Annotated in this window: 23 protein-coding genes and 1 tRNA gene; 8 read left to right on the forward strand and 16 right to left on the reverse strand. The window is 63.2% G+C overall.

Translation table 11 applies throughout. The features are described 5' to 3' along the window. Nucleotides 1–173: 173 nt before the first annotated feature. Nucleotides 174–1,175, forward strand: coding sequence for a KpsF/GutQ family sugar-phosphate isomerase (locus tag NKH70_RS08750; RefSeq protein WP_292664673.1), 1,002 nt, complete (start codon nt 174–176; stop codon nt 1,173–1,175). Nucleotides 1,176–1,182: 7 nt separating this feature from the next. Here NKH70_RS08750 and NKH70_RS08755 read toward each other — a convergent pair whose 3' ends face one another. The 8 genes from NKH70_RS08755 to NKH70_RS08790 form a co-directional block, all read right to left on the reverse strand. Further along, nucleotides 1,183–1,647: an NfeD family protein gene (locus NKH70_RS08755; RefSeq protein ID WP_352454064.1), complete on the reverse strand. Its 465-nt coding sequence runs from the start codon at nt 1,645–1,647 to the stop codon at nt 1,183–1,185. Between the two features lie 10 nt (nt 1,648–1,657). Then, nucleotides 1,658–2,608: an SPFH domain-containing protein gene (locus tag NKH70_RS08760; protein ID WP_353025106.1), complete on the reverse strand. Its 951-nt coding sequence runs from the start codon at nt 2,606–2,608 to the stop codon at nt 1,658–1,660. A gap of 130 nt (nt 2,609–2,738) precedes the next feature. Further along, nucleotides 2,739–3,803, reverse strand: coding sequence for a ferrochelatase (gene hemH, locus NKH70_RS08765; RefSeq protein ID WP_352665513.1), 1,065 nt, complete (start codon nt 3,801–3,803; stop codon nt 2,739–2,741). Nucleotides 3,804–3,953: 150 nt separating this feature from the next. After that, entirely contained in the window at nt 3,954–6,065 is a 2,112-nt protein-coding gene (locus NKH70_RS08770) for a 5'-nucleotidase C-terminal domain-containing protein (protein ID WP_353025108.1), read from the reverse strand. Between the two features lie 189 nt (nt 6,066–6,254). After that, nucleotides 6,255–6,629 (reverse strand): outer membrane lipoprotein Omp10, encoded by a 375-nt coding sequence (gene omp10 / locus NKH70_RS08775; protein WP_352665656.1) that lies wholly within the window; start codon nt 6,627–6,629, stop codon nt 6,255–6,257. A gap of 85 nt (nt 6,630–6,714) precedes the next feature. Then, the gene (locus NKH70_RS08780) at nt 6,715–8,160 is read right to left on the reverse strand and encodes a homospermidine synthase (RefSeq protein WP_352465847.1); all 1,446 of its coding nucleotides are present in this window, start codon (nt 8,158–8,160) and stop codon (nt 6,715–6,717) included. A gap of 122 nt (nt 8,161–8,282) precedes the next feature. Beyond that, nucleotides 8,283–9,521, reverse strand: a complete 1,239-nt coding sequence (locus tag NKH70_RS08785) for a hypothetical protein (protein ID WP_352910756.1) — start codon at nt 9,519–9,521, stop codon at nt 8,283–8,285. Between the two features lie 158 nt (nt 9,522–9,679). Further along, nucleotides 9,680–10,729, reverse strand: a complete 1,050-nt coding sequence (locus NKH70_RS08790) for a LacI family DNA-binding transcriptional regulator (RefSeq protein WP_352910758.1) — start codon at nt 10,727–10,729, stop codon at nt 9,680–9,682. Between the two features lie 161 nt (nt 10,730–10,890). Here NKH70_RS08790 and NKH70_RS08795 point away from each other — a divergent pair, with 161 nt between their 5' ends. From NKH70_RS08795 to NKH70_RS08805, 3 genes are read left to right on the forward strand one after another with little or no spacing between them, the layout of a single operon-like run. Next, nucleotides 10,891–11,250, forward strand: coding sequence for a MoaF-related domain-containing protein (locus NKH70_RS08795; RefSeq protein WP_353025110.1), 360 nt, complete (start codon nt 10,891–10,893; stop codon nt 11,248–11,250). A gap of 13 nt (nt 11,251–11,263) precedes the next feature. Next, nucleotides 11,264–11,419 carry a hypothetical protein gene (locus tag NKH70_RS08800; RefSeq protein WP_352910761.1) on the forward strand — a complete coding sequence of 52 codons (156 nt, stop codon included), beginning with the start codon at nt 11,264–11,266 and terminating at the stop codon, nt 11,417–11,419. Further along, nucleotides 11,420–11,707: a hypothetical protein gene (locus NKH70_RS08805; RefSeq protein ID WP_352910765.1), complete on the forward strand. Its 288-nt coding sequence runs from the start codon at nt 11,420–11,422 to the stop codon at nt 11,705–11,707. 98 nt (nt 11,708–11,805) lie between these two features. Here NKH70_RS08805 and NKH70_RS08810 read toward each other — a convergent pair whose 3' ends face one another. The 6 genes from NKH70_RS08810 to NKH70_RS08835 all read right to left on the reverse strand — a co-directional run bounded on the left by NKH70_RS08810 (nt 11,806) and on the right by NKH70_RS08835 (nt 17,996). Then, on the reverse strand, nt 11,806–12,744 hold the full coding sequence (locus NKH70_RS08810; protein ID WP_352912626.1) for a heme-dependent oxidative N-demethylase family protein: 939 nt from the start codon (nt 12,742–12,744) through the stop codon (nt 11,806–11,808). Further along, nucleotides 12,741–13,028: a YciI family protein gene (locus tag NKH70_RS08815; RefSeq protein ID WP_352912625.1), complete on the reverse strand. Its 288-nt coding sequence runs from the start codon at nt 13,026–13,028 to the stop codon at nt 12,741–12,743. Before NKH70_RS08815 ends, NKH70_RS08810 begins: the two co-directional genes overlap by 4 nt. Before the next feature lie 17 nt (nt 13,029–13,045). Beyond that, nucleotides 13,046–13,708 (reverse strand): aminotransferase class IV family protein, encoded by a 663-nt coding sequence (locus tag NKH70_RS08820; RefSeq protein WP_352713511.1) that lies wholly within the window; start codon nt 13,706–13,708, stop codon nt 13,046–13,048. Beyond that, nucleotides 13,657–14,808: an aminodeoxychorismate synthase component I gene (locus tag NKH70_RS08825; protein WP_352713510.1), complete on the reverse strand. Its 1,152-nt coding sequence runs from the start codon at nt 14,806–14,808 to the stop codon at nt 13,657–13,659. Before NKH70_RS08825 ends, NKH70_RS08820 begins: the two co-directional genes overlap by 52 nt. Before the next feature lie 157 nt (nt 14,809–14,965). Continuing rightward, entirely contained in the window at nt 14,966–15,769 is an 804-nt protein-coding gene (locus NKH70_RS08830; RefSeq protein WP_353025113.1) for a helix-hairpin-helix domain-containing protein, read from the reverse strand. Between the two features lie 391 nt (nt 15,770–16,160). Then, nucleotides 16,161–17,996 (reverse strand): M3 family oligoendopeptidase, encoded by a 1,836-nt coding sequence (locus NKH70_RS08835; RefSeq protein WP_352912622.1) that lies wholly within the window; start codon nt 17,994–17,996, stop codon nt 16,161–16,163. A gap of 153 nt (nt 17,997–18,149) precedes the next feature. Between NKH70_RS08835 and NKH70_RS08840 the strand changes: the two genes are divergently transcribed. The 3 genes from NKH70_RS08840 to NKH70_RS08850 all read left to right on the forward strand — a co-directional run bounded on the left by NKH70_RS08840 (nt 18,150) and on the right by NKH70_RS08850 (nt 22,099). Next, nucleotides 18,150–19,727 (forward strand): sigma-54-dependent transcriptional regulator, encoded by a 1,578-nt coding sequence (locus NKH70_RS08840; protein ID WP_353025115.1) that lies wholly within the window; start codon nt 18,150–18,152, stop codon nt 19,725–19,727. 360 nt (nt 19,728–20,087) lie between these two features. Then, nucleotides 20,088–21,941: a peptidoglycan L,D-endopeptidase MepK gene (locus NKH70_RS08845; protein ID WP_353025117.1), complete on the forward strand. Its 1,854-nt coding sequence runs from the start codon at nt 20,088–20,090 to the stop codon at nt 21,939–21,941. Nucleotides 21,942–22,025: 84 nt separating this feature from the next. Next, nucleotides 22,026–22,099: transfer RNA gene (locus tag NKH70_RS08850), tRNA-Gln, on the forward strand. A 58-nt stretch (nt 22,100–22,157) separates the two neighbouring features. Here the strand turns inward: NKH70_RS08850 and NKH70_RS08855 are convergent. Next, the gene (locus NKH70_RS08855) at nt 22,158–22,796 is read right to left on the reverse strand and encodes a 2-dehydro-3-deoxy-phosphogluconate aldolase (RefSeq protein ID WP_352912620.1); all 639 of its coding nucleotides are present in this window, start codon (nt 22,794–22,796) and stop codon (nt 22,158–22,160) included. A gap of 169 nt (nt 22,797–22,965) precedes the next feature. Between NKH70_RS08855 and trhO the strand changes: the two genes are divergently transcribed. Beyond that, the gene (trhO, locus tag NKH70_RS08860; protein ID WP_502908332.1) at nt 22,966–23,886 is read left to right on the forward strand and encodes an oxygen-dependent tRNA uridine(34) hydroxylase TrhO; all 921 of its coding nucleotides are present in this window, start codon (nt 22,966–22,968) and stop codon (nt 23,884–23,886) included. A gap of 2 nt (nt 23,887–23,888) precedes the next feature. On the opposite strand, the gene NKH70_RS08865 is transcribed toward trhO, so the two are convergent. Further along, entirely contained in the window at nt 23,889–24,248 is a 360-nt protein-coding gene (locus tag NKH70_RS08865) for a YybH family protein (protein WP_352912619.1), read from the reverse strand. Nucleotides 24,249–24,251: the final 3 nt, after the last annotated feature.

The following is a 24,251-nucleotide window of genomic DNA, read 5'->3' on the forward strand; positions in this document are numbered from 1 at the left end:
CTTTGAGGCTGAAACCCGGACATCGGCACCACTGCTTGCGCGGCGCACGCGCGCCATACTTACGAAACCGTAAATGGGGATGGTTAACGGAGCGTTGAGGGATGGGCCGTCAAGGTGTTCGGGGCGGCAATTCCGTTGGACAGGCGCGCGCCGAAGCGCTAATCGCATCGTCCATGGACGTGAAATCCCCAGACAGGAAGCGGCACGACGGGCAGGCCGCGATTGCCTCGGCGCTGAGAACGGTGGCGACGGAGCAGGCCGGCGTCGCGGCACTGGCAGACGCTCTCGAAAACGGGCTGGCCGAGCCGTTCGCACGGGCCGTCGACATGGTGTCGCAGATCGATGGCCGCGTCATCGTCACCGGGGTCGGCAAAAGCGGCCATATCGGCTCGAAGATCGCCGCGACGCTCGCCTCGACCGGCACGCCGGCCTTCTTCGTCCACCCTGCCGAAGCCAATCACGGCGACCTCGGCATGATCGCCAGGAACGACGCTATCGTCGCCCTGTCGTGGTCGGGGGAAAGCCTCGAGCTCAAAGGCATCATCGCCTATTCGAGGCGCTTCTCGATCCCGCTGGTCGCGGTCACTGCGGGCGAAAAATCGGCTCTGGCGCGCGCAGCGGACGTGGTGCTTCTGCTGCCGCGAGCCCCGGAAGCCTGTCCGCACGGCCTTGCGCCGACGACCTCGACGCTGCTGCAAATGGTGATGGGCGATGCGCTGGCCATCGCGCTGCTCGAGGCACGCGGCTTCACCCCGGACCATTTCCGCACGTTCCATCCCGGCGGCCAGCTCGGAGCCAACCTGACGCAGATCCGCGAGATCATGCATGTCGGCGACAGGCTGCCGCTGGTGTCGTCAGGTACCGGCATGCGCGAAGCGATCCTGGAATTGTCGCGCAAGGGGTTTGGCTGCGTGGCGGTGACTGGCGCGGACGGCAAGCTGATCGGCATCATCACCGACGGTGACATCAGGCGCCATATCGGCAGCGATCTCCTGGCGATGAGCGTCGATCAGGTGATGACCAGAGAGCCAAAAATGGCCGCGCCCGACACGCTTGTTGCGACGGCGCTGCAGACGATCAACGACTCGGCCATCACCAGCCTAATGGTGGTCGAAGGCAGGCGGCCGATCGGGCTCGTCCATCTGCACGACCTGCTGCGCATCGGTGCTGCCTAGCGGGCTTCTAGACCGCCTCGACCGTCAGTTCCAGGTCGGTATCAGCGGCGCCCGTCACGCGCACCTGCGTGCCGGCCGGCAGGTCAGGGCCGGAGACGCGCCACAACGTGTCGCCCAGCTTGATGCGGCCGCGCCCGTCCTTGATCGGCTCGGCAAGGGTCGCCGTCCGGCCGACCATCTGTGCGCCGCGACGGTTGAGCAGCGGCTGGTCGGTTTCATCATGGCGCCCGCCCACCAGCCGCTTGCCGACATAGGCCGAGACCAGCGACAGCGCGAGGAAGGCGAGGACCTGGACCTGCCAGGTCCAGAAACCGGCATCCCAGATGAGAAGTGAGACGACGCCGATCAACAGCGCGGCAATGCCGATCCACAGCATGAAAATACCCGGCGCGATAACCTCCATAACCAGCAGGACGAAGCCGAGGACCATCCAGCTCCACGGGCCGAGTTCGGAAACAATGCGGTCGAGCATGGCGGCGGCCTCAGGTTTCGCTCGGGCGAACCACCGGCGGGCGGGCGGCCTGTCGTGCGGCGGCGGCGGTGCCTTCGCTCCGGAAAACCTCCTTGGCGATTTCGCCAATGCCGCCGAGCGTGCCGATCAGCGATGAGGCCTCTATCGGCATCAGAACGAGCTTGCTGTTTGTCGCCGAGCCGATCTTGGTCAGCGCTTCGGTGTATTTCAGCGCGACGAAGTAGTTGAGCGCCTGCACGTCGCCCTTGGAGATCGCCTCCGACACCACCTGCGTGGCGCGTGCTTCAGCCTCGGCCGAGCGCTCGCGCGCCTCGGCGTCGCGGAAGGCGGCTTCCTTGCGGCCCTCGGCCTCCAGAATCTGCGATTGCTTGAGGCCTTCGGCGGCGAGGATCTGGGCGCGCTTATTGCGCTCGGCCATCATCTGGCGGCCCATCGATTCGACGAGATTGGCCGGTGGGTTGATGTCCTTGATCTCGACACGAGTAATCTTGATGCCCCAGGGATGCGCCGCCTCGTCAACGACCCGCAGCAGGCGCTCGTTGATGGCGTCGCGGTTCGACAAAAGTTCGTCGAGGTCCATCGAGCCCATCACGGTGCGGATGTTGGTCATCGTGAGATTGAGAATCGCATTCTGCAGGCCGGAGACCTGGTAGGCGGCCTGCGCCGCGTTGAGCACCTGATAGAAGGCGATACCATCGACGGCAACGGTGGCATTGTCGCGGGTGATGATCTCCTGCGTCGGAACGTCGAGAACCTGCTCCATCATGTTCATCTTGGCGCCGACACGGTCGACGAAAGGCACGATCAGATTTAGGCCTGGGTTCAATGTCCTGGTGTAACGGCCAAAGCGTTCGACGGTATAATTATAGCCTTGCGGAATTGTCCGGATGCCCTTGAAAAGCACCAGGACGACAAGGGCGACAAGAACAAGAAGCGCGATATCAAAACCACTGAAACCCATTTGGCTCTCCCCTCAAAAGCCGGCCATGTTGGACATTCCACGCGGCCGACTTGACCAAACACTTAAGTGTGTTTCAGCAACGTTACAATCAGGTGATCACGGATTGCAGGTGCATGGACGGGTGATCTGTTCAGGCCCAGCCGGACAACTCGCGCCGCACCATCGCCTCGATCACCGCCATGCCCTCGGCACTGTCGTTGAGGCAAGGGATGTGTGCGAACTTTTCACCGCCGGCATGGTGGAAGGTCTCGGCCGCTTCCCTGCCGATTTCGTCCAGCGTCTCGATGCAGTCGACGGAAAATCCCGGATTGACGATGGCGATCGATTTCACGCCTTCGCGCCCTAGTCTTTCGACCGTCTTGTCGGTGTAGGGCTGCAGCCATTCCTGCGCGCCGAAGCGCGACTGAAAGGTTGTGATCAGCTTCTTTTCATCCCAGCCGAGCTTTTCGCGCAGCAGCCGCGTCGTCTCGAGGCAATGGGCTTGGTAGGGGTCGCCCTTGTCGGAATAGGGTTTAGGAATGCCGTGATAGGAAGCGATGACAATTTCCGGTTCGAAGTCGAGGCTCGCCAGATGCTTTTCGATTGAACGGGCGAGCGCCTCGATATAGGCCGGCTCGTTGTAATAGGGCGGCACGCTGCGAATGGCCGGGGCGCGGCGCATCTTCATCAGCGCGCGAAACAGTTGGTCGTTGGCAGTCGCAGTCGTCGTCGCCGAATATTGCGGATAGAGCGGGAAAGACAGGACGCGGTCGCAGCCTTGCTCGACCAGTCTGTTGGCCACGCTCTCGGTCGAAGGGTTGCCGTAGCGCATCGCCCAGTCGACGACGACGTTGGGTAAATCGCCGAGCGCAAGCCCGAGCTTCTCGGCCTGGGCACGGGTGTAGGTTCGCAGCGGCGACTCGTTGCGCTCCCGGTTCCATATCCTGGCATAGTTGGCGCCCGATTTCTTCGGCCGGGTGGTGAGGACCACGCCATAGAGGATCGGATACCAGATCGCCTTGTTGAGCTCGATGACGCGCGGATCGGACAGGAACTCCCGGAGGTAGCGCCACATCGGCTTGAAGCCGGTGCCGTCCGGGGTGCCGAGATTGATCAGCATGACACCGACCTTGCCGGTCCTGACCAGAGGGCGCCCTGCCGACGGCGAGGCGGTGGTCCTCTCGGCTTTGATTTCAGCAGGGCTGGCACGCGTCATGAGGTTCTCCAACACCGCGAACCAACGGTGCCGCGGCGAAAGTAGCGATGCCGCGCCGGTTTTCAAATGCAGCGTCTGGCCGCACCTTATCCCAGAAATGCAGCACCCGCCCGGTTTGCCGGGCGGGTGCATTGCGTTCATGCGGCCGGATTACTTCGAGGCCGCCGGGATAGTCAAGGTTGCGCCGACCGGCAGCCGGCGTGGCTCGTAGGCTTTGTTGGCATCGTAGATCATTTTCCATTTGGTGCCGTCGCCATAGGCCTTCACCGCGAGATCCCAATAGGTATCGCCGGCGACGATTACATGGCTGCTTTCGGCTGGTGCCGTCGCAGCCGGCTCGGCAGGTTTTGCCGGCTCACTTGGGGCTGGCTGACTCGGGGCAGGCGCTGTCTCGGCGGGCTTGGCCGGTTCGGCCGGAGCAGGGGTCGCCGGAGCCGGTGTGGCCGGAGCCGCAGGTGCCGCCGGCTGGGCCGGCTCGGCGGGTGCGGGTGTTGCCGGCGCGGTTTCCGCCGGGACGGCCGGCGGCGTTTTGGAAATGTCGCCGGAGCCGGCCGGCATTTCGGGCATTGCCGGCTCAGCAGGCTTTATCGGCGCTGCCTCAGCAGGTTTTGGCGGTTCGGCCGGGTTGGCAGGTTCTGCGGTCGGGGCTCCGGTCGCGGCGATCTCGGTGATGCGGCCATCGAGCTTCGGCGTATAGGGCCGGTGCGCGCCGAGGTAATCGGCAACGACCTGTTCCAGCCCCGGGCCGTAATCATAGGCGTTCTTGGCCTTCTCGGCGAACACCTTGTAGCCGTCGCCGCCCTGGCGGACATAGTTGTTGGTGGCGACCAGGTAGTCCTTCTCCGGTTTGATCGGCGTCCAGGCGCCGCCTTCTATCACCTCGACCGATTTGACGCGTCCGTTAGGCGGCGCCGATTTGTCGAACGCATATTTCAGGCCGGCAACCTGCGGGAAGCGCCCGGCGCCGTCCTCGACCTGGCTGAGGCCGCTTTCGAGGCCGGCAACCAGATCCTTACCGGAGATCTGGAAGGTCGCCAGCGTGTTCTGAAACGGCAGGACGGTGAGAACCTCGCCCATGGTGACGGTGCCCTGGTCGATCGAGGCGCGCAAGCCGCCACCATTCGAGATGACGATCTCTACACCCTGGCCCTTGACCCGGTCGAGGACGGCGTCGGAGACCAGATTGCCCATCTCGCATTCGCGGGCGCGGCAGTTTTCGCGGCTGCCGTCGATCGCCTTGGTGGTCTCGGCGACTTCCTTGTTCTTCAAAGCCTCGATCGGCGCGCCGAGTTCCTTGATACGGGCAAGCACGGCGGGGTCGGGAATGATCGATTTGTCGAGATGGATAGGATCGCCGCTGGCCTCCTTGACGACGCCGTTGTCGTCGAACACGACCTTGAACTCGCCGAGATATTTCGAATAGGACGCCGCCTGCACGACCGGCACTTTGTAGCCGTCCGGATTGTCGACCATCGTCGGATAAGGGCCTTCCGCCTTGGGGTCGGTGTTGGAAAGCAGCGAATGGCTGTGGCCGCCGACCACCACGTCGACGCCCGGGATCTTGGCGATCACGTCGCGCTCGCGCTTGTAGCCGATATGGGTGACCGCGATGATTTTGTTGACGCCCTCTCCCTTCAGTTTCTCGACCTCAGCGGTGATCGACTTGACGTCGTCTTCAATGGCGATGTTCGGGCCAGGGGAGGCAAGCTCCGGCGTGTCGTTGGTGACCGCGCCGACGATGCCGATCTTCTGGCCGCCGACCTCGACCACGATCGACGGCTTGACGCGGTCGCCGAGCTTGGATTGCGCATTGGCCTTCACGTTGGCGCCGAGCACCGGAAACTGGATCATGTCGAGAAACGGCGCCAGCGCCGACTCGCCATCGTCGAACTCATGGTTGCCGACCACCTCGGCATCGAATTTCATCTGGTTGAGGAATTCGCCTTCGGTCTTACCCTTGTAGGTCGTGTAGAAGAGCGAGCCCTGGAAATTGTCGCCGGCGCTGAGCAGCAGCACGTTCTGGCCTTGCAGCTTCTTGCGCTCCTGGGCGATCGCGGTGACCAGGCGGCCGGCGCCGCCGACGCATTCGCCCTTGGTCTCCTCCTCGGCCGAGCAGGTCGATTCATACTTGTTGTTGCTCTCGATGCGGCTGTGCCAGTCGTTGATGTGCAGGATGTTCAGCGTGTAGTCGGCAAAGGATACCCCTGCCGACAGGCCAAGCGCCGATGCCGACAGCGCGGCGATGGCAGCGATCTTCTTCATTCTCGTCTCCCGGATAACTGGACCAGACGCGTTTAACGCTCTTGTTTGACTGGGATGTAACAGCCCTCTCGGGCCATGTTCACATCGCGTTTCAGTCGATGCAAGCGGAAATCGGCATCAGCTTTGCCGGCGCAAGAAGACGGCGGCTTGAAGCCGCCGCCCTTTGCAAAGTCAAGTCGGAATCGAATTTCAGGTGCGCCTGGTCAGCACAAAATTCTGCCCGCTCGCGCTGGTGCAATTGAGCTGGCTGGTGGAGACCATCAAGCAGTTGAAGCTGATCGGCGTCTGGCGGATCAGCGAAGTGCCATGGATCTCGACTGAGGTGCCGCCGGTCATGGTGTAGCTGCCATCGGCAAGCTTCTGGCCGGTATCGGTGGCGACGGTCGCGAAGCTGCCGCCCCTGAAGGTGGACAAGCCCGTGCCCTGCGCGTCGATCCAGGAGCCTTCGACCCCTTTGGCCGTGATCACCGGCGGCTCGCCTGGGCCGGTGGTGGTGCAGGCCGCCAACGTGACGGCAGCGGCTGCGGCAACGCCAGCCGAAAGCAACCTTTGCACAATCGTCATCATCAAATTCCTCTCCTCGGTCCGCCCTCTTCAATCGCCCGATTTCCGGGCGATTGCAAGCTGGCGGAGTGTCGAGGCAACGCTGCTATCGAACGAGGATGTTGCGGAATTGCCACGGGTCTTTGGTGTCGAGGTCCTCGGAAAACAGACCAGGCCGATTGTCGAGCGGTGTCCAGTCCGTATAATAGCTCCTGACCGGCCCGAGATATGGGTTCTGCACGTCGAGGCAGCGCTTGTAATCCATCTCGTCGGCTTCGACGATGCCGGCCTCGGGATTTTCCAGCGCCCAGACCATGCCGGCCAGCACCGCCGACGTGACCTGCATGCCGGTGGCGTTCTGGTAGGGCGCCAGCTTGCGCGCCTCGGCCAGCGACAGCTGCGAGCCATACCAGTAGGCGTTCTTGGCGTGGCCGTAGAGCAGCACGCCGAGTTCGTCGATGCCATCGACCAGTTCGTTTTCGTCGAGCACGTGATGCACGGGCTGAGCCTCGCCGGCGGCACCGAACATCTCGTGTAGTGACAGCACGGCGTCGTTGCAGGGATGATAGGCGTAATGGCAGGTCGGCCGGTACTGCACCTTGCCCTTCTTGCTGTGCAAAGTGAAGAAATCGGCAATCGAAATCGCCTCATTATGCGTCACCAGGAAGCCGTATTGCGGACCGGACGTCGGGCACCATGTGCGCACGCGCGTGTTGGCGCCGGGCTGCTCCAGAAAGATTGCGGCCTTCGAGCCGTTCTTGTGCTTTTTGGCGTTCTTCGGCATCCACGTCTCATGCGTGCCCCAACCGAGCTCGGCCGGCTGCAGGCCTTCCGAAATGAAGCCTTCGACCGACCAGGTGTTCCAGAACACGTTCATCGGCTTGGGTTTCTTGGTGCGCTGGGTGTCGCGCTCGGCGATATGGATGCCCTTGACGCCGGCCTTCTTCATCAGCCTGGCCCAACCTTCGCGATCGTGCTGCGCGGGTTCCGAGAAGTCGAGGCCAAGATCTGTGGCGAGGTTGACCAGTGCCTGCTTGACGAACCACGAGACCATGCCGGGATTGGCGCCGCAGCACGAGATCGCCGTGGTGCCGCCCGGGTTCTTTGCGATTTCAGTACGCACCGTCTCGCGCAGCGCATAGTTGGTGCGTGAGGCATTGTCGGCCTTTTCGTCGAAATAGAAGCCGAGCCAGGGCTCGACCACCGTGTCGACGTAGAGGACGCCAAGCTTGCGGCAGAGCTTCATCAGCTCGAGCGAGGAAGTGTCGACCGACAGGTTGACGCAAAAGCCCTGGCCGCCGCCATTGGTCAAAAGCGGTGTCAGCAGCTTCTTGTAGTTCTTTTTGGTCACCGCATCCTGCATGAAGGTGATGCCGCGCTCGTCGAGCAATTTGCGGTCGGTGTCGCGCGGGTCGATGACCGTCATGCGCGACTTGTCGAATTTGAAATGGCGCTCGATCAGCGGCAGCGTTCCCCGTCCGATCGAGCCGAAGCCGATCATCACGACAGGGCCGGTGATCTCACCGTAAACGGGCCAGTTTTCATTCGCCATTTATCGATTACTCCCTCAAAAAACGCTTCGGAACAGCGGCTTGGCCGCGGCGCGACAAACCATAGATCATTGTCACAATAAAGCGAAAAGCGGACGGCCGGCCTCACGCCGCGCCATCCCGGCTACGGCTCGACCAGTCTTGCGAATTCAGGCTTGAAGAGGTCACGTGCCTCGGCGACCGGCAGTTCCAGCAGATCGTCGGCGCAGGCCTGGATGGCATGCGGCAGGGTCTGGAGCCCGAAAACCAGAACCTGCTTGTCACCCTGACGCCAAAGGCTGACCGCCAGATATTCGCCGATGAGATCGTCCATGCCGCATTCGGCTTCGTGATCGATATCGGTCTGATCGGTCGGTTTCTTGCGCCGTTGCTTGACCAAGGAGGCGAGGGAAGGACCGGGCTTGCCATCCACCGTATCCAAGAAAATGTCCTGAAGCCCGAGCAGGACGCCGCGGCGCACATCCATGATGTAGGCGTCCGAATAGTTGGTCGGATGCGCTCCGCCGCAGAAGATGCTGCCGGACTCCCGCCAGCTCATCAGCCGCGGCGTCAGCGAGGTCAATTCGAATGTGCTGTCCTCATAGCCGCCGAGTGTGCCGCCGTCCGCACCCTCAATCGACCCGCCTTCGTTGAAGCCGGCATATTGCGCCGCCACGCAGCCCAGTGCGCCGATGTTTGCGCGCCAGTGCCTGTCTTGCAGCAGAGCATTCGCGGCCTCGATTGGAACGTCGCCGAACAGTTCGACAATGCGCGGCGTGGCAAATTTGGTGCGGGGGTCGACGACATAGCGGTAGGTTGCGTCCGGCCAACCAGTCGTCTTGCCGTTATCGAGCCGAGTGTCCATCCGCAGATAGTCATAAGGGGACGTTTCCATGGTGAGCGGCGTGTCATTGCCGAAGAACTTCATGAAGCTGAAATCGTAGAGATCGAGCGGGCTGCTGGGCTCGTTCTCGGTCACCTGCCGACTTGCGACCCGTTCCAATCTGAGCGGCAGCGCCTTCTTTCCGTTCCAGCTGCCTTCAAGGGTTTTGCCGTTACTCGATGAGGCCAGGCGCCAGACGGCGGCAATCGGCGCGGCCTTTCCGTTATCGCAATTGTCGGCGCCGCATGCCTCCTCCTCGGCCAGTTCGAACTTGCTGCCCTTTTGAGACCGGGCCTGCAGCGGGATGTCGACGCCCTTCGAGCGGTAGAAATAACGGCCGGCCAGCGGGCCGCCGGCGGCCGCGGGGTCGCCGGCGAATTCGACGACGATATCGCTCTTTCCAAGCTTGCCGGCATACGTCACCGGCTCCGCCTCGGCTGCTGTCAACAGTCCCAGGATCGCGGCCATGAACGTGACCGGCCTGCCAAGATGCTGGATCATTGTTCCCCCAAGCCACAAGTTACAGTTGTCTTCCGCCGGCAGTCACGGTCGGCTGTCAGGCCCTTATAGTCAAGTTGTGCCTCGTCCAGTGCCAGACGCTGCTCAGAGAAAAGACGCTGCGAGCGCCGCCCCTGGTGCGGATGGCGCGCCCGCCCGTTTCAGCGGATTTTTGCCCTCGGCGCGGCTGTGGAGGCTCGAACCACCAGTTCTACCGGCAGAACGACCTGGCGGGGGGCTTCATTGTCAAGAACCATTCGGGCGGCAAGCCTGCCTTTTCCGATCACGTCCTGTGCGACAGTGGTCATCGGAGGCGTGGTGCGTGCGGATTCGGCGGTGCCATCGAAGCCGACGACCGATACGTGGCCCGGCACGTCTATGCCGCGGCGAACCGCCTCGTCCAATATCGTGATCGCCTGCCAATCCGACATTGTCAGGATCGCGGTTGCTTCAGGTGCTCTGTCGAACACTACTGCTCCGGCAGATGGCTCGCCTGGGATCGTCTCGATGATCGGGACATCGTCGATCGACAAATTCGCCTCCGCCAAACCCTGTTTGAAACCGTCGAGCCTTTCATCGTCGAGCGGGAAGCCGGCCAGAAGCGGGCGGGTTGCCTGTCCGGGCATGTGGACAATCGGCGGGCCGGGAGTCCGGCGCACCGAAAGGATGGCAAAATGCCGGTGCCCCAGCCCGGTCAAATGCCGGACAGCAGCAACCGCTCCACTCCTGCCGTCGATCTTTATCGAATTGATGCCGGGACCTGCGTCGCTTTCGAGAATGACGAAGGGCAGACGCCGTCTCTGTACCGAAGTTATGAGACCAATGTCGGCGCTGTGACCAAGGATAAAGCCGTCAACCAGGGCATCGCGGATGCTGGCGAAGCGCGTATTGACGGTGCCGTTTACAAGGCTGAGCGTCGTTCCAGCCTCGTCGCAGGCGAGCGAAACGCCGAGCACCAGCTCGCGGCCGTAAGGGCTTCTCATCACTTCGGAGATGGCGTAGGCGCCAGGCGGCATGAACCCGATGGCATTGAACTTGCCGTCCCGCAGCAATCGTCCTTTCGGATCGGGGCCGCCAAACCCGAGCGCTCGCGCGGCCGCTTCGACGCGCTCGCGCAATTCAGGCCTAACCAGCTCCGGCCGGTTGAAGACGTTGGAGACAGTCCCCCGGGAAACTCCGGCAGCCTTGCCGACATCGGCTAGGGTGGGCATTGGCGATTCACTCGTTTTCCCTGAGATAGACCATTTTTTGGAGCGCTCCAAGAATTTTATTGACTCAAAACCGAAATAGAGGGATCGTATTCCTTGGAGCGCTCCAAGGGCACCTATTCGGAATATTTCTGCGACTGCGATACCGAGAATCGTCAAATGGCGTGGTCGCAGCGGCCATGCCCAAGGAGAGGATGATGGCAGCAACCGATGCTTTTCCAGCCTCGCTCGTAGGCAAGACTTTCGACTGCGTTTTCGGCCCCTTCGTACCGCGGCTGACATTTCTCTCGCCGCAGGAATTGCATATCCAGGCGTCGATCGGGACCACCGAAATCGACGAGGTGGTCAACGTCGGCCTGACCAGCGTGCGCCCGAATCTCGTGCTCGCGAGCTGGACGGAGCAGAGCGGCAACTTCATTGTGCAGTTGCAGGATCACGAGAACGGGATCGTCCATAATTATGCGCGGCTGGCCGATGGGCAGCTCTTCTGTGCCCAGGGCGCCATTCAAGCCGTTCCGGCGTGAGGGAGGAAATGCGATGGAACTCGCTTACGACGGTCATCTGCTTGCCCGAATTCTGCTGAGCGTCGCGACCGTGGGCTACGGTGTGGTGACGATCAAAGCCGACTTGAACGCCACCCACGCGACCAATCCGTTGTGGACCCCCCACGCCCGGTTTCACGTCGTCTGGTAGGTGCTGAGCTACACCGGAGTGGCGCTGATTGCGCTCGGGCTTATCTGGATCAAGGGGCAACTCGAGGCCGAGCGGCTCTATCTCGCGGGGGGACTGGCCGCGGCCATGTATGGAGCGTTCTTCGTGGCCATGCTCTCGCGGCCGATCTATGGCGGAGTGCTTTACGACGAGAACGGCTATCCACCATTCCGGCCGCCGTTTGGACCGGCGGGCTGGCGGTGGGACGTCAACGTCACCGTCTTTACCGCGATGTCCGCGATCCTGCTGCTGGGCCTGGCTGCGATTTAGGGCAATTCCAGGAAAGGTGTGAAACGGTTTTCCGTCCGGAATTGCGCAAGAACAAAGAGGTAGAGCGGTTCGGCGTTTCCGTGAAACGATGAACTGCTCTAGGACAGCGCCAGCGCCCTGAGCCACGCGACCAGGCGGTCACGGTCGGCGGTCATCCCCTTGTAGTCGAGCTGTGCCTCGTCCAGCGCCAGAAGTTGTTCGGCCAAGGACACTGCGAGTGACGCGCGGTCGCGGTGGCGCTCCAGCACGGCGAGCGGGTCGAGATGGATACGGATGGTGAAGAGTACGTCGCCCGAAACGGGGAGCTTTCTCAGCGTCTGCCGCTCGACGCGGATAAAGGCGTGGGCGTCGATGTCGCCGTCCGGGAATCTCGACGGGCGACTGCTGGCGCGGTCGATGCGTTCGAGGTTCGAGAGCGGATGGTAGAGCGCGTCGCCCGCCTGGATCGACCAGTTATAGCGTTCGACGGCTTGGCCCTGGAGGCCGTCGAACATGCGGTTGATGAGATCGGCCGGGCGTGTGCCCGGACCGAAACCCGGTACCGGCGCGTGGATCTGCTGCAGCGGCTTGCCGAATTTTTCGATCAGCGACCATGACGAGGGGAAGCAGAGCGAGCCGGCCGCCAGACGCCAGCCGCTCTCGTCGCGGCGCATCAGGATCAAATCCTCCTGGACGAGTAACGAGGCCGCGACAAGCGGCGCATCGCTGAAAGAAGCTGCGGTTCCTGGGCCTTCGAGATTGTCGGTGCCGCCGATCACCTCGATCGCGTTGTCGGTACGCCTGTGGGTCTCAGGAAAGTTCGCCGCCAGATGCGCGCCGAGCAGATCGAGCACTTCGCGCTGAGCGTCGCGCGTGGCTTGCTCCTCGACAAAAACCTTGTCGGGAATTTCCGCGTAAAGCCGGCGTTTCTCGGCAAGATAGGGCAGCAGATATTCGTCGACCTCGATCCATCTATCGAGATTGAGCGGCTTCAGCCCGATGGTGAACAGTTTCGACGAGCCGTCATAGGGTGTGTGGGTCGGTGGGCGGAAACTCATGCTTCTTTGTAGACTTCCAGTGCGGCAGCGGCCATTCTCGCCGTGAATTCGGTGATTTCGTAATCGGCGGCGCCTGCCTTGGCGAAGGGATCGTCCGCCAGCCTGGCATCGAGCACCTCGCGTGGACCGTGCGCGATGATGATGCCGCCGGTCCTCGGCCGCTTCGGCCCGGAGGCGACAAAAATGCCTTCCGCATAACAGGCCTTCAGCCACTCGATGTGCGCTTGCTGCAGGCGGTCGATCTCGGCCAGCGGCACCTTGTAGTTCAGCGAAACCACGAACATTGTTGTCTCCCGATGCTTCAGCCCAGCCGCGCCGGGATCAATCCGCGCAGCGAGTTGCCGACGAACAGCGCCTTGGCCGATTTCAGTTCGTTCCACGTGTAGACCGCTTCGCCGGCGCGGCCTTGATCCAGCAGTTCACCGCGCAGGACGCCAGGCAGCAGGCCGCAATCGAGCCGCGGCGTGGCCAGCACGCCGTCGCCGAAATCGGCAAAGACATTGGTGATCGTGCCCTCGCAGATTTCGCCGCGCTCATTGGCGAGCAGCACCTCGTCGGCGCAGCTGGCAAGATATTCGGCGCGGGCGCGCGTATAGGTTTGTCGGCGGCTGGTCTTGTGACGCAGCAGCATGTCGCTCGAATCAAGCCGCACCCGCGCCAGCTGCAGTGTCCAGACCTTGTCTGCGGCGAGCGGCTCGTAGGGCTGCACCGAAACCGCGACTTCGCCCTTGCGCGACAGGACGAGGCGGGTGCGCATCGCGATCTGTTGGTGGCCAACCGCATTCATCAGCGCTTCGCCGACCCTTTGCGGATCGCAGGCGAAACCGAGTTCGCTTGCCGAGCCGTAAAGCCGCGCGAGATGGCGGTCGAAGCGGAGGAAACCCGAGCCGGGCTCCCAGCGCATTGTTTCGATCAGTTCGAAATCGGTAGTGTTCCCGTCGCGAAACGGGCTTTCAGCAGACACTCCTGGTACTCCTCTTCGGTCGTCGAATCGAAGACGACGCCACCGCCGACGTTGTAGACCGCCTCGCCATTGGCAAAGAGCGAGATGGTGCGGATCGCCACCGAAAAGCGCATCCGGCCGCCGGGCGCGATCCAGCCTATGGCGCCGCAATAGACATCGCGCGGGCCACCTTCCAGCTCGCGCAGGATCTCCATGGCGCGGATCTTCGGCGCGCCGGTGATCGAGCCGCAGGGGAACAGCGCGGCGAAAATCTGGCGGATGGTGAGGCCGGACAAGAGTTTCGCCCGTACGCGGCTCACCATCTGGTGGACGGTCGGGTAGCTCTCGATGCGGAAAAGCTCCGGCACATCGAGCGTGCCAACCTCGCTGATTAGTGAAATGTCGTTGCGCAGGAGATCGACAATCATCCGGTTCTCGGCCTGGTTCTTCTCGTCGTTGCGCAAGAACGCTTTCAGGCGATCGTCCTCCGCCTTGGTGGCGCCGCGCGGCGCGGTGCCTTTCATCGGATGTGTCTCGATCATGCCTTCCGCGTCGACCTCGAAGAACAGTTCCGGCGAACGCGACAAGACGATCGGATCGCCGAGCGCGACCAGCGCCCCGTACTTTACCGGCTGGCGTTCGGTTAGCGCGTTGAAGGCGACCAGTGGATCGCCCGACCATTGCGCGTGGACAGGAAAGGTCAGATTGCCCTGGTAGCAGTCGCCCTTGCGGATGTGGTCATGCAGCCTGGCAAAGCGTTTGGCGTAGTCGTCCGAAGACCAGGCTGCCTTGGCGTCAAAAATCGGGCCGTTGCTAGCCGGCAGATCGCCTGGCGCGACCGTCTCTTCGACCGGCGCGTTGAACACGCCGACGCAGAAAAGCGGGGCGCGGCGGCCGGCCGGCAGCAGCGGAACGAGCTTGGGTTCGAGCAGGTAACCGGCCTCGTAGGAGAAATAGCCGGCCAGCCATTTGCCGCCGTCATGTGCGGCCTGCACTGCTTCCAGGGCCGGCAAAAAGTCCGCCTCGCAATGCGCTGCGATTATCTCGGCCGGCCGGTCGAAAACGAGCTGACGCGCGGTCTCGTCGTTCCGGAAGATTGCAAAGGGAAGGGGCAGGGACATAAGGCTCGGATGCTGCGGTCACCAGCGATCGATCTATATGGGGGCTCGACCGTGCGCAATCGAGGGAACGGCGTCTCAAGACGCAAAGGCGCGGGGGGCAAAAACAAAAGCGGCGCCAGAGGGCGCCGCCTTGTTCCAGATGCCGTCTTGCCATGGATCAGGTATTGCTGGCTTCTCCCGCGGTCGGGAAGCGGCGCGCAAATTCCTTCTCGTCACCGGCGGCAAGCAGTTTCGCCTGCTCGATCCAGCGTTCACGTTCGATGCGGCCGTCGAAATTCAATGTCGCCTCGATCCGCTTGACATCGTCGGGCGTCCAGGCGGCGATCTGGGCATAGGTCGTGACCCCAAGCCCTTTGAGCAGCCGCTCGTTGGTCGGGCCGATGCCGATCAGGCGACGCAGATCGTTGGCTTTGCCCGCCGCTGCGGTCGTTGAGTTGCCGGTCGCGGCTTTCTTTGCCGCTGGTGCGGCCTTGCTTGCCACCGGCGCAGCCTTGCTTGCCGCTGGCGCGGCCCTGGGCGCGGCGCTTGCTTTCGATGCAGGCGGTTTCGGCGTTGCCGTTTTCGCGGCACTTGCGCGTGGCGCAGTCGCGGCCTTCGCCGTTACAGATTTTTTCGGCGCCGGTTTGGCTGGTGCGGATGTCGACATCAGGGTTGACGGCGCCTGCATCGCGGCTTTGGTCGCGCCGGTCTTGGCGGCTGGCGCCTTGGCTGTTGCCGCGGTTGGCGCCTTGGCGGCCGGCGCCTCGCCTAGCCGCCGCTCGAGGTCGGCGCGGGCGCGGCCGCATGCATCCAACTCACCGGTCAGACGGTCGCTATCGGCCCGCAATCTGTCACGTTCGCTGCGCGTGCGGTCGAGATCGCCGCGCAAACTGTCGAGCTCGCCACGCAGGCGTCCCCAAATGAACCAGCCAACCAACACACCTACCAGGAACGCCAGGAGCATGTAGAAAAAAGTGCCCATTGTCTTTCTCTCTCCAGTCCGATCCGTCCGCCCTGGCCTGTGGGGCCATGACCTCGGCGAAGGACCATTCGATGGTGGTTCCGCAATCTGCAGAACAGCCGGCTTCGATCGAGCTGTCGGCGACCGGTTTGCCCCTGGCCAACAACCGTTGTCGCATCCGCCGACGCGACATGACCGGTCGGGATTTTCCGACCGGATCCATACGTGCCCGGCTGAGCTTGAGGGCGGACGCTATCATACAGCTTACGGGAATCTAACGGAAAACTTCCATGGAAAGTTATTTAAGAACAAATATCCAAGACAAGAATAGAACCATCGCCAATATGCATTGCAGCTAAACTGTTCTGGAAAACCCGGTCATCCGGTGTTGCGCATCACCCAGTGTTGCGCATCAATTGTCCAATGCTTCCAGCTCGTCGATCAGTCCGCTGATCACGCCAAGCCCGATCTGCCAGAAGGCAGGGTCGGCCGCGTCGAGGCCGAACGGCGCCAGAAGCTCGGAATGATGCTTGGTGCCGCCGGCGCGCAGCATGGCAAAATATTTGTCCTGAAAGCCGCGCTCGGCATTCTGGTAGACCGCGTAGAGCGAGTTCACCAGGCAATCGCCGAATGCATAGGCATAGACGTAAAAAGGCGAGTGGATGAAGTGCGGGATATAGGTCCAGAAAACCTCGTACCCGTCGCGCAGCTTGATCGCCGGCCCGAGGCTTTCCGCCTGCACTTCAAGCCAGAACTGGCCGAGCTTGTCGGAGGTCAATTCGCCGCTCTTGCGCTCGGCATGCACCTTGCGCTCGAACTCGTAGAAGGCGACCTGGCGCACGACCGTGTTGATCATGTCCTCGACCTTCTGGGCGAGCATGGCCTTGCGTTCGCGCTTGTCGGTGGTCCGCTCGAGCAGCGAGCGGAAGGTCAGCATTTCGCCGAACACCGATGCGGTTTCGGCCAGCGTCAGCGGCGTCGACGCCATCAAGGCGCCCTGGCCGCCGGCCAGCACTTGGTGCACGCCGTGGCCGAGCTCGTGCGCCAGCGTCATCACGTCGCGCGGCTTGCCCATGTAGTTGAGCAGCACATAGGGATGCGCCGACGGCACGGTCGGATGCGCGAAGGCACCAGGCGACTTGCCGGGTCTAACCGGTGCATCGATCCAGTTGCGGTCGAAGAAAGTTCTGGCGATCTCCGCCATGTCGGGCGAAAAGCGCTGGTAGGCGGAAAGCACGGTGTTCTTGGCCTCGTCCCAGCCGATGACCGCCTGCGGGGTCTCCGGCAGGGGCGCATTGCGGTCCCAGTGGTTCATCACCTCCATGCCGAGCCAGCGCGCCTTCATCGCATAATAGCGATGCGACAGGCGCGGATAGGCGTCGCGAACCGCGGCGGCGAGTGCATCCACCACGCTGCGTTCGACGCGGTTGGCGAGATGGCGGGAATCGGCAATGTCCTCGAAGCCGCGCCAGCGGTCAGAAATCTCCTTGTCCTTGGCCAGCGTGTTGGTGACCAGCGTAAAGACGCGCAAATTCTTGCGAAAGGTTGCGGCCAGCGCCTCGGATGCCCGGCGGCGCACCTCGCCGTCGGCATCCTGAAGGCGATTGAGTGCCGGCTCCAGCGTCAACTCCTCGCCGTCGACGTCGAAGCGCAAATCGGTCATCGTCTCGTCGAACAGGCGGTTCCAGGCCCCGCGCCCGGTGATCGATTTTTCATGGAAGAGCTGCTCGATGCGGTCTTCGAGCTGATAGGGCTTGTCCTTGCGCAGATCGAGCACCCAGGGCCGGTAATGGGCGAAGGCCGGATCGGCGGCGAGTGCGGTTTCGATCGCGCTATCGTCGATGAGGTTCAGCTCGAGCGCGAAAAACAGCAGGTGCGCGCTGGCATCGGTCATCTTTTCCTGGATGTCGCCATAGAGCTTGGCGCGCTGCGGATCCGACGTGTTGCCGGCATAGACAAGCCCCGCATAGGAGACGATGCGGCCGATCAGCTCCTCCAGCGCTTCATAGGCCTGAAGCGCCTCGCCCAGCCTGCCGGCGCTTCCACGCCCGGCCTCGGCGGCGAGCGTGCCTTTCCAACGGCTTTCAAAGGCGATGGCATCCGCGGCGGCCTTGGCGATGTCGCGCTTCAACTCGGGCGCTTCCATGCCCGAATAGAGATCGGCCAGATTCCATTCCGGAAGATCGCCAAGCTCCGCCACGCCCTGACCGGGCGCCGCCGCCAGCTTTCGAGCAAAAACCATGCGCATTGCCGATCCTTCCAGACACAAAAATTCGAGGAAACGAGAAGCCGGTCAAATCCTAAGGAATTCATTCACCGGGTTTTTTGAAAGCTTATTTAGAACCCTGTGCCAAGATGATCCATAGGGCGCATTCTCGGGCGGGGCACGGTCGGATCAGTCATGGCAGCTTCCATACTCATAGTCGATGACGATCCCGTGCAGCGCAGGCTGCTCGAGGCGGCGGTGACGAAATTCGGCCACACGGCGATCGTCGCCGATGGCGGCGAGGCCGGTCTCGATCTCGTCGACGGGCCCAATGCGCGCGAGGTGTCGGTGGTCATCCTCGACCTGATGATGCCCGGCCTCGACGGCATCGGCGTGCTGAAGGCGATGCGCGAGCGCGGCATCCACATTCCTGTCATCGTGCAGACCGCGCAGGGCGGCATCGAAACCGTCGTTTCGGCAATGCGTCACGGCGCCTTCGACTTCGTCGTCAAGCCGGCCTCTCCCGACAGGCTGCAGGCGTCGATCGGCAACGCCCTCAAGGTCGAAGCGCTCGAAGGCGAAGTGAAGCGCTCGTCACGGCAGCGCGGCGGCCATCTGACGTTCAAGGACATGATCACCCACAGTCCAGCGATGGATCGGGTGATCCGGCTCGGCCGCAAGGCTGCGGCCTCCAACATTCCGATCCTGATCGAAGGTGAATCCGGCGTCGGCAAGGAACTGGTGGCGCGCGCCATCCAGGGCAGCGGCGACCGCCGCTCGAAACCCTTCGTCACCGTCAATTGCGGCGCCATCCCCGACAATCTGGTCGAATCGATCCTGTTCGGACACGAGAAGGGCTCGTTCACCGGCGCCACCGAAAAACATACCGGCAAGTTCGTCGAAGCGCACACCGGCACGCTGTTCCTTGACGAAATCGGCGACCTGCCGCTCGACGTGCAGGTCAAGCTGTTGCGCGCCGTGCAGGACGGCGAAGTCGATCCGGTTGGCGGGCGCTCGACCGTCAGGGTCGACATCAGGCTGATTTCGGCAACCCATCGCAACCTGCTGCAACAGGTCAAGGACGGCAAGTTCCGCGAGGACCTGTTCTATCGGCTGAACGTCTATCCGATCTTCGTGCCGCCATTGCGCGACCGTCGCGACGACATCCCCTATCTGGTCGAGCACTTCATGGAGAAGGTGGCGCCCACCGATCCGCGCCACCGTCTGCGAGGCATCTCGGCTGCGGCGCTTGCCATGCTGCAGGCCTACGACTGGCCGGGCAACATAAGGCAGCTCGAAAACGCCGTCTTCCGGGCTTCGGTGCTCGCCGACGGCGACATGCTGACCGAAGAAGAATTCCCGCAGATCCGGGCGCAGGTCGAGGGCACGGTCAATCTCGATGCGGGTATCGCCTTGCCAGCTTCAGGGGGGCCAGCTCCAGGGGGGGCAGCTCCAGGGTGGCCAGCTTCCGGATTGGCTTCGGGCAGCCAGCCGCGCGACAGCATACCGGCCGCCGGCGGCATCGCAGCCGCCGAGCCCGATGCGCCGGCCAGGCCTCGTTTCGGCACGCTGCGGGCGCTCGACGATCGCGGCAATGTGCGTGCGCTGGCCGACGTCGAGCTCGAAATGATCAAGCTCGCCATCGACCACTACAACGGCCAGATGAGCGAAGTCGCCCGCCGCCTCGGCATCGGCCGGTCGACGCTCTACCGCAAGCTCAAGGAATACGGCATCGACCCGGAAACCGGCCGGGTCGAACGGCTCGCTTCCTGAGCCACAGGGCCAAGCGGGTTCTCATCCGGGCATCCATTCGAAGCAAGCACGCCTCGAAACGAGGTATTCGCCGCAGTGTTCACGTATTAAGGCGGACGGTAACAGATCGTGTTTCGAGCTAGCGCCAAAACATGATCTAAACCAGCGGTTTACCAAGATATCCTGCGCAATATTTTTGGCGGGATATCGCCACCGTGTTACCGCATTTCGGCTTCAATAAGCGATGATTAACCATTAGGATCGATATTCGGATGCACACACCACGCATCCGTTTGGTCAAATCCGGGGACAAAACGGCAGCCTGCAAGGCCTTTTGATTTGAACAGAATCGAACGACACAAAAACGGGCGGCATTATCACATGAGCGTCTGGCCGAGATGGCTGGCAGCGGTGATTGTTGCCGTCGGGTTCCTTGCAGCGGCGGCAACCGGCGCCGTCGCCGAGACACGCTCGCTGAAACTCTATCATCTCCACACGCATGAAAAGGCGGAGATCGTCTACAAGCGCAATGGCCGCTACGACCAGGCGGGATTGCGAAAGATCAACATCATCCTGCGCGACTGGCGTCGCAACGAGCCGACCAAGATGGATCCGCGCCTGCTGGACCTGGTCTGGGAAGCGTATCGGGAGAGCGGCGCCACCGATTATATCCAGGTCGTGTGCGGTTATCGTTCGCCGTCGACGAATTCGATGCTGCGCAGCCGCAGCAGGGGCGTCGCCGAGAAGAGCCAGCACATGCTCGGCAGGGCGATGGATTTCTACGTTCCTGGCGTCCCATTGAAGAAGCTGCGTGACATTGGCCTCAGGATGCAGGGCGGCGGCGTCGGCTACTATCCCAGCTCCGGCTCGCCCTTCGTGCATATGGATGTCGGCAACGTGCGCCACTGGCCCGGCATCAGCCGCCAGGAACTGGCGCGCGTGTTCCCCAACGGCAAGACGCTGCATGTACCGAGCGACGGCAAGCCGCTGCCTGGTTATCAACAGGCGCTCGCCTCCTACAAGGCCCGCAAGGGCGCCGGCGCGCCGGCCATCGAACTGGCCAGCGCAAGCGGCGGTGGCAAAAAATCCCGCGGCTTCCTGGCAGCCTTCTTCGGCGGCGGCGACGACGAGGCGGACGACAGCGCCGATGTGGCGATGGCCGAGCCAGCGCCAAAGCCCCGTAACGTGAAGCCGGCGCCGTCCGCCAAGAGCAGCAACCTGCCTGGCATTGCCATCGTGGCGCCTCAGGACGCCAAGCGCGCCGAAATTCCGGAAGCCGCCGATGCTCCGGCGCCTGCGCCTGAACCGGAGAACGACACGCCGGAGACGATCATCGCGGCATTGCCGGCGCGCAGCATTCCGCTGCCGGATTTTGCTCCGCGTCCGAAGACCGAAGTCGGCGCCCAGCCGCCTGAAAACGTTCCGTTCGGCGTGGCGGATGCGGCTGGATCGACCGAACAGGCGGTGGCGACCGCGCAAGCGCCGGCAAGCATGGCGCCTGAAAACGTTCCGTTCGGCATGGCAGACCCGTCTGCTGCGGCCGGCCCGGTGCAGGTCGCGGCCAACACCATTCCCGTGCCGAGCTGGCGGCCCGATCATTCGCTGCCGGCCGATCTTTCGCAGGCGGGTCTTGCACCGCAGGACAAGCAAGTGTTGCTGGCGCTGGCGAGTGCGGCCGAGCGGAGCAACACCGCCACCGACGCATTCTCGGTATTGCCGTCGGCGCGGCCAGACAGCTCCCAGCCCGACGAGGTCAAGGCCGTTCTGGAACGGGTCAGCGCGACCGACGAATACAAGGTCGCGTCGCTTTCCGAGCAAGCATCGGTGTTCGAGGAACCGGCGAACGACGACGGGGCATCGAGCGACGGGGCATCGCCGCGCGAGGCCATCGTTGCCCGCCCGGCCGGCTCCGATCCGGCGGCCGTCATCGGTGCGGGCGTGAAGACCACACGCAAGGAGCCCAGGGCCACTGCCCGCGACCTGAAACCCGGCCCCAAGCCGGTGGTGGTCGCCGCCGCGCCGCAGGCTGCCCGCTGGGCGCTGCACAGCGGTGAGTATGTCGCAACCGTTTCAGATGCGACAACGGCGCCGCGCTACGCCTACGACTTCGTCCGTACGGCACCGAGCGAGGTCTATACCGTGGGCTTCCAGCCGGGCAACGAAATGGCCGACGCCAACCGCTTCACCGGCAAGGCCGTCAAGTTCATGTCGGTAGCCCGCTTCAAGACAGAGTAGGCCGCGCTGGGCATCCCGCGCGGCTGCCTCCACCGCCGGCACTGGCTTCCTTCGTCCCGGGATGCTAACCACTGGTCAGCATTCTCCCGCTTCGTCTAATGGTAGGACAGCGCCCTTTGAAGGCGTGAATCGTGGTTCGAGCCCATGAGCGGGAACCAGCCGGCGAACCAGATCGGCTGCAGGCCAGATCGGCAGCGGCTTTTCATACAGAAGGTGCTAGCGCCCGAGCTTGCTTGCGGCGCGCGCCAAGGCTTCGATCTCGTCCCATTTGCCGGCCTTGACCAGATCGTCCGGCGCCACCCAGGAACCGCCGACGCAGATGACGTTGGGCAGGCTGAGGTAGTCGGCGGCATTCTTGCCGGTGATACCGCCGGTCGGGCAGAATTTCACGTCGGCAAGCGGCGAGGCGAAAGCCTTGAGCGAGCCGATGCCGCCCGACTGTTCGGCCGGGAAGAATTTCAGAAAGCGCAGGCCGGCTTCGCGCGCGGCCATGACCTCTCCCGGCGTGATGGCGCCGGGCAGCAACGGCACGTCGCTGTCCCTGGCTGCCGCGAGAAGCTCGCGGGTGATGCCTGGGCTGACGATGAACTTCGAACCGGCGGCCGCCGCCTCGCCGAACTGGCGGGCGTCCAGGATGGTGCCGGCGCCGACGACGGCGTCTTCGACCTCGCCCGCCACCCGGCGGATCGCCTCCAGAGCGTCGGCGGTGCGCAGCGTGATTTCGATCGCCGCCAGGCCGCCGCGGGCCAGCGCCCGGGCCAGCGGCACCGCGTCGGCGGGATTGGCGATCTTCAGCACCGGTATGACCGGCTGGCCGTTGAGGAGCGACAGGAGCTTTTCGGTCGTGCTGGGCATTCGTCGTCTCTCCTCTGTTGATCAAGTCGACCGGTTAGCAGAAGGCGGTTTTTCTGTCCACGAAACGCGGCGTGTCGCGATGTCACGCGTGGTGTCGAAACGCACCCGCGGTAAGACCGCTCCCGGCTCTGCCTTGATCCGGCTGTCGTGAGCGTTTAGTGGCTTGGTGATGACACTGCCCAGCCAAGCCTTCCGCGTTGCCGCGCTTTACCGCTTCGCCCGGCTCGACACCTTCGAGGTGCTGCGAGCGCCGCTCGCCGCCTTCTGCTGCGCACGCGGCATCAAAGGCACGCTGCTGTTGGCGCGTGAGGGCATCAACGGCACGGTCGCCGGCAGTGAATCGGCAATCGCCGCGCTCATCGATCATCTCGAATCCATCGACGGTCTCGCCGGCCTCGAGATCAAATACAGCAACGCCGCAACGATGCCGTTCCACCGCATGAAGGTGCGGTTGAAGCGCGAGATCGTCACCATGGGCGTGGAGAATATCGATCCGGCGGCAGGTGCAGGCACCTATGTTGCGCCAGCTGACTGGAACGCACTGATCTCGGATACAGGCACCATCGTCATCGACACGCGTAACGCCTACGAGGTGTCGCTCGGCACCTTCAAGGGCGCTGTCGATCCCACCACCACCAGCTTCCGCGAATTCCCGGCCTGGGTCGAGCAGCATCGGCATGAGCTCGAGGGGCGCAAGGTCGCCATGTTCTGCACCGGCGGCATACGCTGCGAGAAGGCGACGGCCTACGTGAAGTCGCTCGGCTTCGAGGATGTGTTCCACCTCAAGGGCGGCATTCTGAAATATCTCGAGGACGTGCCCGCCGAACAGAGCCTCTGGCAAGGCGAATGCTTCGTCTTCGACGAGCGCGTTTCGGTGTCGCACGGGCTGCTCGAAGGCGAGGCCGAACTCTGCCGCGCCTGCCGGCATCCGCTGGCGGCAGAAGACCGGCTGTCGCCGAAATATGCCACCGGCGTTTCATGCCCGCATTGCTTCGATGCCCGCTCGGACGAAGATCGCTCCCGTTATGCCGAGCGCCAGCGCCAGGTCGAGCTGGCGCAAGCACGCGGCGACCGCCACATCGGAAGTTAGCTTCAAGCAACAGAGAAGCGATCGATGACCCACAGCCATGTCCCGTCGTTCCGCCGGCGCGCGACCTCGGTAGTGATCGTGCCGTCGGGAAGCCGGGTCGAGGTGAGCGCCAGGTCGCCACTGATGACAGCCGGACGCTGATCTCCGGATTGAAATTTTCGGCCGGTTGCGGTGATCTCCGCGAACAGCGTTCGGATGGCTTCGCGGCCGAACGTTAGTTGTTCGCCACCGCTGTCGATGACTGCATGCGGCTCAAAAAGCGCCGCCATGCCGTCAATGTCTCCGACCCACTGCCGCGAAATCAGCAGGCGCTCCAGCTCCTGGGGATCGCGTGCCGGCTGGCGGTCTGTCTCATCGGTCATGCC

Source organism: Mesorhizobium sp. M0991, assembly GCF_040318915.1.
In the GTDB taxonomy this organism is placed as follows: Bacteria; Pseudomonadota; Alphaproteobacteria; order Rhizobiales; family Rhizobiaceae; genus Mesorhizobium.